At 66.1% G+C, this 8,189-nt stretch carries 5 protein-coding genes and 1 riboswitch; of the genes, 2 read left to right on the top strand and 3 right to left on the bottom strand.

What is annotated here, in order from left to right; all coding sequences use genetic code 11:
- Positions 1-147: 147 nt before the first annotated feature.
- From ACFPB1_RS19545 to ACFPB1_RS19535, 3 genes are read right to left on the bottom strand one after another with little or no spacing between them, the layout of a single operon-like run.
- A complete protein-coding gene (locus tag ACFPB1_RS19545; RefSeq protein ID WP_379227792.1) occupies positions 148-1,458 on the bottom strand; it encodes a 6-phospho-beta-glucosidase in 1,311 nt (436 codons plus the stop codon).
- Positions 1,459-1,515: 57 nt separating this feature from the next.
- On the bottom strand, positions 1,516-2,499 hold the full coding sequence (locus ACFPB1_RS19540; RefSeq protein WP_379227791.1) for an N-acetylglucosamine kinase: 984 nt from the start codon (positions 2,497-2,499) through the stop codon (positions 1,516-1,518).
- Positions 2,496-3,524 carry a LacI family DNA-binding transcriptional regulator gene (locus tag ACFPB1_RS19535; RefSeq protein ID WP_379227790.1) on the bottom strand — a complete coding sequence of 343 codons (1,029 nt, stop codon included), beginning with the start codon at positions 3,522-3,524 and terminating at the stop codon, positions 2,496-2,498. The genes ACFPB1_RS19540 and ACFPB1_RS19535 overlap by 4 nt, the downstream gene beginning before the upstream one ends.
- 400 nt (positions 3,525-3,924) lie before the next feature.
- Here ACFPB1_RS19535 and ACFPB1_RS19530 point away from each other — a divergent pair, with 400 nt between their 5' ends.
- Entirely contained in the window at positions 3,925-5,184 is a 1,260-nt protein-coding gene (locus ACFPB1_RS19530; protein ID WP_379227789.1) for a DUF445 domain-containing protein, read from the top strand.
- A 249-nt stretch (positions 5,185-5,433) separates the two neighbouring features.
- Positions 5,434-5,628: riboswitch (cyclic di-AMP (ydaO/yuaA leader) on the top strand.
- A 177-nt stretch (positions 5,629-5,805) separates the two neighbouring features.
- Positions 5,806-8,145: a histidine kinase gene (locus ACFPB1_RS19525; protein WP_379227788.1), complete on the top strand. Its 2,340-nt coding sequence runs from the start codon at positions 5,806-5,808 to the stop codon at positions 8,143-8,145.
- Positions 8,146-8,189: the final 44 nt, after the last annotated feature.

Here is an 8,189-nt window from a genome sequence, read left to right as displayed (position 1 = left end):
TTCCCTGCCGTCGCCCCGGCGGCCCGTCGCCGCCCCCGGCGGCCCGACGCCGCCCCGGCGGCCTAGCGTCGCCCCGGCGGCCCGCCGCCGCCCCGGCGGCCTAGCGTCGCCCCGGCGGCCCGCCGCAGCCCCGGGCAGCCTCCATCGCTATCCCTGCGGGAAGAACGCCGGCAAATACGCCCGGTTCGCTTCCAGCATTTCGTCCAGCATCGGCGCGGCTACGTTCACGTTCGGCACGAGCGGGTGGTGGACCATGGCCTGCAGCGCGATGTCGCGGTCACCGGTGACGGCCGCCTGGATGGCCAGGCGCTCGTACGTTTTGACGGCGTGGATGAGCCCCTTGACGTTCTCGGGCACCCGCGTGAGCGGCAGCGGCAGCGGACCGTTCTTCGTCACGAGGCAGTTGACCTCGATCGCCGCGTCGTCCGGCAGGAAGTCGAGGGTGCCGCGGTTCGCGACGTTCAGCGTCTGGATGTCGTTCGTGCCGTTATGGAGCGACTTCATCAGGTTGACGGCCGCTTCGGAATAGTACGCGCCGCCGCGCTGCTCCAGCTGCTTCGGCTTCTCGGCGAGGTTCGGGTCGGCGTACAGCCGGAACAATTCGTCCTCGACGCGCTGAACGACCGCGGCGCGGTTGCCGTCGCGGCGGAACGCTTCCTGCTGCTCCGCGAGCATCTCGTCCGTCATGTAGAAATACTTCAAATAATACGACGGCAGCCCGCCCAGCGAGCGGATGAACCGCGGGTTCCAGCCGGTCGACGGGACGTTTTTGCCGGTAAAGCCTTCGGACTGCCCGAGCAGCTCCGGCAGCTTGTCGTCGCCGTTCACGTCGACGCGCGTCACCCAGTGCAGGTGGTTGAGTCCGACGAACTCGGTATAGATCGCGGACGGCGCGGTCCCGTACGTTGTCGACAGCCACTTCGTCAGGCCGATCGGGGCGTTGCACAGGCCGATGCTGCGCACGCGCGAATGGCGCTGGATCGCTTCGGTCACCATGCCCGCGGGGTTGGTGAAATTCAGCAGCCACGCGTTCGGCGCCAGCTCCTCTATATCCCGGCAAATGTCGAGCAGCACCGGAATGGTCCGGAGCGCCTTCAGCATGCCGCCGGGGCCGGTCGTTTCCTGGCCGATGACGCCGTACTTCAGCGGGATCGCCTCGTCGCGGCCGCGCGCCTCGAGCATGCCGACGCGCATCTGCGTGCTGACGAAATCGGCGTCCTTGACCGCGGCCCGGCGGTCAGTGGTCAGGTGCACCTCGATCGGCAGCCCCGCGCGCTCGACCATCCGTTTGGCCAGGGCGCCGACAATGTTCAGCTTATGCAGACCGGCGTCGATGTCGACGAGCCAGAGCTCCCGGACGGGCAGCTCGGCATGGAACTGGATGAAGCCTTCGACCAGCTCGGGGGTATACGAGGAGCCGCCTCCGATGACGGCGATTTTCAACCCTTGTTTCTTCATGTATGGACACTCCTATCCCATCGTGTGTGTATAACCAAGGCGAAACGTTAGCGGCGGTCAAATCGCGATGGCGTCGAAATCGCCCAAGGCGCGCATGCGCGCGTACACGTCCGCCGATATCGTCCGGCCGTCCGCCTCCATCGCCGACCAGACGGCGCCGAAGACGGGATCGACCGTCAGCTTAACGACCGAAGCGCCGGGGGCGGCGGCGCGCACCGCGGCCTCGATCGGGCCGCGGATCCAGCCGCCGCTGTCGCCGCGCGTCACGAGGCTGCCGGCGAGCACGACGTCGAATGCGTCCTGCGTCATGCCGAGCCGCCGGGCGACGGCCGCGGCGGACCGGCCAAGCTCCTCGCCCTGCTTCTGCAGAATTGCGAGCGCCGTCTCGTCGCCGGCCTCCGCCGCGTCGAACAGCAGCTTGGCCGCGCCAGCCGGCACCCGTTTGTCATGGTCGAGGAAATCGTGGAACATCGTCTCGACGTCGGGATAGCCCAGCAGCGCGAGCAGCGGCTCGGTCAGCCGCGTCGGCTGCTCGCGGCCGTCCCAGGCCCGGATGACCGAGCGGAACACTTCGACGCTGAGCGAGCCGCCGCCGCCGAAGTCGCCGTGCATGTAGGCGAAGCCGCCGACCTGGAGATGCTCGCCCTGCTTGTTGCGCCCCGCGCAGTTCGTGCCGGTGCCGCAAATCACGGCAATGCCGTACGGCCGGTCGGTGCCGGCGCGCAGGCCGATGATCGTGTCGCATTCGACGGAATGGCGCGGCAGGCCGAAGGAAGCGACGAGCGGCCGGAGCACGCGGTAGTCCGCTTCCCGGTCCGCGCCGGCGAGGCCGAAGTAGGCGTGGCGCACTTCGTCCTTCGCGACGCCCGCTTGCCGCAGCGCTTCGTCGACGGCCTCCCGGATATTGCGCTCCGCGCCTGCGGCGTCGATCTGATGGTTGCCGTTGCCGCTCTGGCCCTTGCCGAGCGGGCGGCCTTGCTCGTCGGTCAGCAGCGCGTGGGTCTTGGTGCCGCCGCCGTCGATGCCGAGATAGTACGTCATGGCGATTGCTCCTTATCGGGTAGAGTGGAATTCGCGGCCGCGGGGGCCGTCGTCTCGCGGAGCAGCAGCTCCGCCGCGAGACGGCCGCCGCCGGCCTGCTCCGGCGCGCCGTCGATCCGCTGCAGGAGCAGCGAGACGGCCGCGGCGGCCATCCGTTCGGTCGGCTGCCGGACGGTCGTCAGGAACGGCCGCAGCATCGTCGCGATCCGCTGGTCGTCGAAGCCGACGACGGAGACGTCCTCCGGCACGCGCACCCCGGCCCGCTGCAGCGCGTTGATGACGCCCGCGGCGATGTGGTCGTCGCCGGCGAATACCGCGCCGGGCAGCCGGCCGGCCGCGGCCCAGCGGCTCGCGTGCGCGTAGCCGAACGCCGTGGAATAGTCCCCGCCGGCTAGCTCGAACGGCTCGAGCCCGGCTTCCAGCAGCGCCTGCAGGAAGCCGCTGCGCCGTTCCCGCGTGCTGCGGTACGGCTCGCTGCCGCTCAGGTGCGCGATCGACGTGTGGCCGAGGGCGATCAGATGCTTCGCCGCGGCATAGCCGCCCGCGAAATTATCGACGTTGATGGCGAACGCGTCGTGCTCCGCCATCTGGTTGTCGATCAGCACGTACGGGATGCGGCGGCGGTTCATTTCGTCGATATAGGGCGATTCCGCGAGCGGCGAGAGCAGCGCGATCCCATCGACGCGGTCCTCCTGCAGGAGATAGTGGATATCGCCCGGCCCGGGGCTCGCGTAGACCGAGACGGCGAGGACATATCCACTGTCCGCCAGGATGCGGTTCATTTCGCTCGCGATCGCGTCGAAGAACGAATCCTGCAGCGTGGGCAGAATCAGCCCGATGACGCCCGTCTTGCCCCTGGCCAGGCTGCGCGCCGCGGCGTTCGGCCTGTAATCCAGCGCCTTCATCGCTGCGAGCACCTTTTGCCGGTTCGCCTCGCGCACCGATTCCGCGCCGTTCAGCACGCGGGAGACGGTCACGACGGACAGGCCGGCTTTTTTGGCGACGTCGAAAATGCTGACTTTCATGCGGCCTCGATCAGCTCCTCATTAGAATGGCGGATAGGCGATTTAAGTTTAAGCGCTTTAATTTTCGGGGTAAATTATAAACCGGGCTAACGCAGCGCGCGACGCCGGCGGATCGCTTCACGGCATTAAAAGTATAAGCGCTTTAACTTTTGGGGTATGGATTCATTGTAGCGGAGAAGGCGGGGAATCGCAATCGCGAAATTCACGGGCCGAGCCCGCGCGATGGCTGCAGTTCCATCCCATGAACGATCGAATCCGGCGCCAAACCTGGCTGCACTCATCGTAACGACGGGAGCGCAAGCCCTTCATTATATAGGGTAAACACGCGCGGCAGGCCGGATTTTTGCAACAGGCTCGCCCATAATGGTATGGTGTAGGTAGCAATCCTAGGAGGAGAATCATGGCGAAAGTAAAGAAGCGAAACAAACAAATGGCCAATCTTTCGCTCGGCGCGATGGCCGCGGGCTTCGCGGCGACGCTGCCCTTCCGCGGCGGCGGTCTCGGGCTGCTGCACGCGGGCTTCGAGGCCGGCGTCATCGGCGGGCTGGCGGACTGGTTCGCCGTGACCGCGCTGTTCCGCCACCCGCTCGGCATTCCGATTCCGCACACGGCGCTGCTGCCGCGCAACCGGAAGAAGATGTCCGACGGCATCGTGCGCGTCCTCGAAGAGCGGCTGCTGGCGAAGGACAGCATGCTCGAGAAGCTGCGGCAGGTCGAGCTGGCCGAGCAGCTCCTGCCTGTCGTGCGCGGCGCCCTGCGCTCGGCGGTCGAGAGCGAGCGGCTGCCGCTGCTGCTCGCGGACGTGCTGCGGAGCGTGGACGCGGATCGGGTCGTGCCGCTGCTGTCCGGCGAGATCGAGGCCGCGGTGCGGCGGATCGACCTGGAGGCAGCGCTGCGCGGCTTCATTCGCAAGGCCGAGGAGGACGGCACGGACGAGCGGATGCTCGATCTGCTGCTCGAGCGCGCGGAGACGTGGGTCGCCACGGAGGGCATGCAGCGCGAGCTCGGCAGCGCGGTGATGACGCTGATCAAGGGGCTCAACCTCGGCGGCTTGATGTCGTTCGCCGTGAACGCGTTCATCGGCTACCTCGAGGAGGACAAGCTCGGGGCGATGCTTCAGCAGTTCGCGCTCTCGAAGCTCGCCGAGCTGAAGCTTCCGGGCACGGAGCGCCGCCGGATCGTCATGAGCAAGCTGCGCGAGGCGCTCGATACGCTCGTGACGCAGCTAGCGGAATCCGGCCGGCTGGACCTGATGCGCGAAGAGCTGCTCCAGGCGTTCGACGTAGAGGGGGAGCTGCGCAAGCTGTTCGAGCGGCTGCGCGAGAAGGTCCTCGAATTCCTGAGCGCGCCGGACTTCGCCGGGAAGGCGTGGCCGGCCGTCGAGGGGATGCTCGACCGGATCGAAGCGAACGAGGCGCTGGTGCGGGACGCCGAGCATTGGCTGAAGAAGCAGGCCGCGGCGCTGATCGAGCGCAACCATGCCCGGATCGGCTCGTTCGTGAAGGAGAATCTGGACCGGCTCGACAACGACCAGCTCGTCGAGCTGATCGAGGACAAGGTCGGGCAGGACCTGCAATGGATCCGCGTCAACGGCGCGCTCTGCGGCTTCCTGATCGGCCTCGCGCTGCGGGGCATCGAGATGGCGACCGGGAACGTCTGATTCCCGGCCGCCCGCGGCCAGCGCGCCGGAACCCGGACGATCGTACCGGGGCCAGGCCGCCGGCGGCCCCTGGCATTCGCCGGTAATTACGGAAACGGGTCATAAAGTGAGGTAGCGCGAGATTCCTGAAGCGCGCCGCCTTTGTAAGCGCTATATTTGCGTCCGTTGCACGTACAGCGGGACGGAGTGCGCACGGAGTTCCTTTACAAAAGTCAAGCTTCGGCGTAACATGAGTCATGCTTAACAACGTAATCGACAACGCTGAATTTCCGAACAGGAAAACGGGGGAACCAACGACATGACAAGTCTGTCCGAAGCCGCGCGCTTCCGGACTTGCCATCAGGGGTGAATCCCGGGCGGAGGCGCATAGCCTCGCGTCCCGGGTAGGGCGGCTCTCATGTCCGAATCCGACAGCTAACCTCGTAAGCGACCGAGAGAGGCGACGAATATGCGTGCGAACAGCCACTACAGATACAGTGTGCCTAGAAGCCGCGAGAGGCGTTCTCTGAATTGGAGGCCGTCTTTTGCTGGCTTCTTTTTTGATGTCCGTTTTCGTGGCGAGCATAAGATTCCGGGCAACATGAAAATTTATATGTATGGGCATGAAAGGGGTATAACGTTATGGCCGGCTACCGGCGACAAACTCCGGAGGAACTGCTGTTATCCATCTCCAAAATCCACCGCGGGCGGCTGAAAATTTACGTGGGCGCCGTCAGCGGCTCGGGCAAAACCTATCATATGCTGCGCGAGGGCCAGGCGCTCAAGGAGCAAGGCATCGACGTGGCCGTCTGCGCCGTGTCGACGATGCGGCGGCCCGAGACCGTGGAGCAGCTGGCGGATTTGGAGCGCATTCCGAGCATCCACTGGATGAAGGGCGACGCCGAGAAGAAGGACCTGAACCTCGATGCGATCGTCGACCGCAACCCGGAGGTGCTGCTCGTCGATTCGCTCGCGCACGAGAACCGGCCCGGCGCCAGGTTTCCGACGCGGCGCGAGGATATCCGGTTTCTGCTCAGCCGCGGCATCAGCGTCATCACGACGGTCAACGTCTATGAGCTGGAAGGCGTGAAGGAGCAGGCGCAGAAGCTGACCGGCATCGAGCCGGAATGCACGGTGCCTGCCGATCTGCTGGAGCTCGCCGACGAGGTGCGGCTGATCGACGTGTCGCCGGAGACGATCCTGAACCGGCTGAGCGAAGGCCGGCTGAATAACGTGAAGGACCCCGAACTGCTGAAGCGCGGCAACGTCGGCAAGCTGCGCGAGCTGGCGCTTCGCCTCATGGCGGAGGGCGTGAACGAGTCGCTGGAGAAATACCGCGAGGAGCAGGGATTCATCGGGCCGTCCGGCGCGTCCGAGCGGATTCTCGTCGCGGCGCAGTACCACGTGAACGGATCGCTCTACATTCGCCGCGGGCAGCAGATTGCGAAGCGGCTCGGCGGCGACCTGCAGGTCGTCGTCTTCACGGACGCGTCGCAGGAGCCGACCAAGGAACGGGAAGCGTTCAAGAAATCGATTTTGAAGCTCGTCGAGAAGGTGGGTGCGGGCTTTCGGGAAATCGCGATCACGAGCCGCAAACAGGTGCCGCGCGCGCTGATCCGCTACGCCATGCTCATCAACGCGACGAGGATCGTCATGGGCCATTCCAAGCAGACCCGCACGGAGGAGCTCCGGCAGGGCTCCATCGCCCGCAGTCTGCTGAAGCACGTCCGCAACATCGACGTCTTCTTCATGGCCGACCGCGCGGAGCACGAGGGCGAACGGGTGCTGCCGACGAAGCGCGCCGTGCTGAAGCCATCCGAGCCGTACCGCCGCTTGAGCGAGCAGGAGCTCGAGAAGAAGATCGAGCGCATCCGGCGCGGCCGGTTCAAGGTGTATATCGGCGCCGCGCCGGGAGCGGGCAAGACGTACATGATGCTCCGCGAGGGCAACGCGCTGCTCCGCAAAGACATTGACGTCGTCATCGGCTTCGCGGAGACGCACGGCAGACCGGATACGGAAGCCCAGATCGGCAAGCTGACCGCGATGCCGCGGCTGAAGGCGGGGGCGAACGGCTCGGAGGCCGAGGAGATGGACGTCGCCGCGATTCTTGCGCGCAATCCCGAGGTCGTGCTGATCGACGATCTGGCGCATGTGAACGCGCCGGGAAGCCGCAACGCGCACCGCTACGACGATATCCGCGAGCTGCTGGATGCGGGCATCTCCGTCATCGCCACGCTGAACGTGCAGCATCTGGAGAGCCTGAAGGACTCGATCGAGAAGATTTGCGGCACGACCGTGACGGAGACGGTACCCGACCAGGTGCTCCGCCTGGCGGACGAGATGGAGCTGATCGACGTCGCGCCGAGCGCGCTGCAGGAGCGGCTGAAGGAAGGCCGGATCTACGGCCCCGACATGGTCAAGGAGAAGCTCGCAGGCCCCTTCAAGACGGGCAACCTGATCGCGCTCCGCGAGCTGGCGCTGCGGGAGATCGCCGACGACGTGGATGAGCGGCTGGAGTCGTGGGAGCGCAACGGTTCGCTGCGCGGCCCGTGGCGGCGCCACGAGTCGATCTTCGTCGCGGTGACGACGAGCCCGAACGCGGAGCGCCTCATTCGCCGCGGCTTCCGCATCGCCTACCGCCTGAAGGCGGATTGGCACGTCCACTACGTGCGGACCGAAGGCGACCGCTCCGAGACGTGCGCCAAGCGGATCGAGGAGATCAAGGCGCTGGTCGGCCGGCTCGGCGGACGTTTCGAGATGCAGAGCGGCGTGTCCGGGAATCACGTCGCCGACGCGCTGCTCGCGAAGGCGAACGAGCTGAAGAGCACGCAGATCATCCTCGGACAGTCCCGCCCCGGCTTCTGGCAGCGCATGACGCGCACGCCGGTCATCGATACGATATTGCGGGAAGGCCGGCATATGGATGTGCTCGTGGTGGCGGACTTCAATCCGAACATGGCGCTCGGGGAAGAGGAAGAATAGGCTTCCTCCGTCCCATGCGGCCACGGTTCCGCTTGCAGCTGTCC

Source organism: Paenibacillus sp. GCM10023250, from assembly GCF_042653205.1.
Lineage (GTDB): Bacteria > Bacillota > Bacilli > Paenibacillales > Paenibacillaceae > Paenibacillus_Z.
This window is presented reverse-complemented; position numbering and strand designations above follow the sequence as displayed.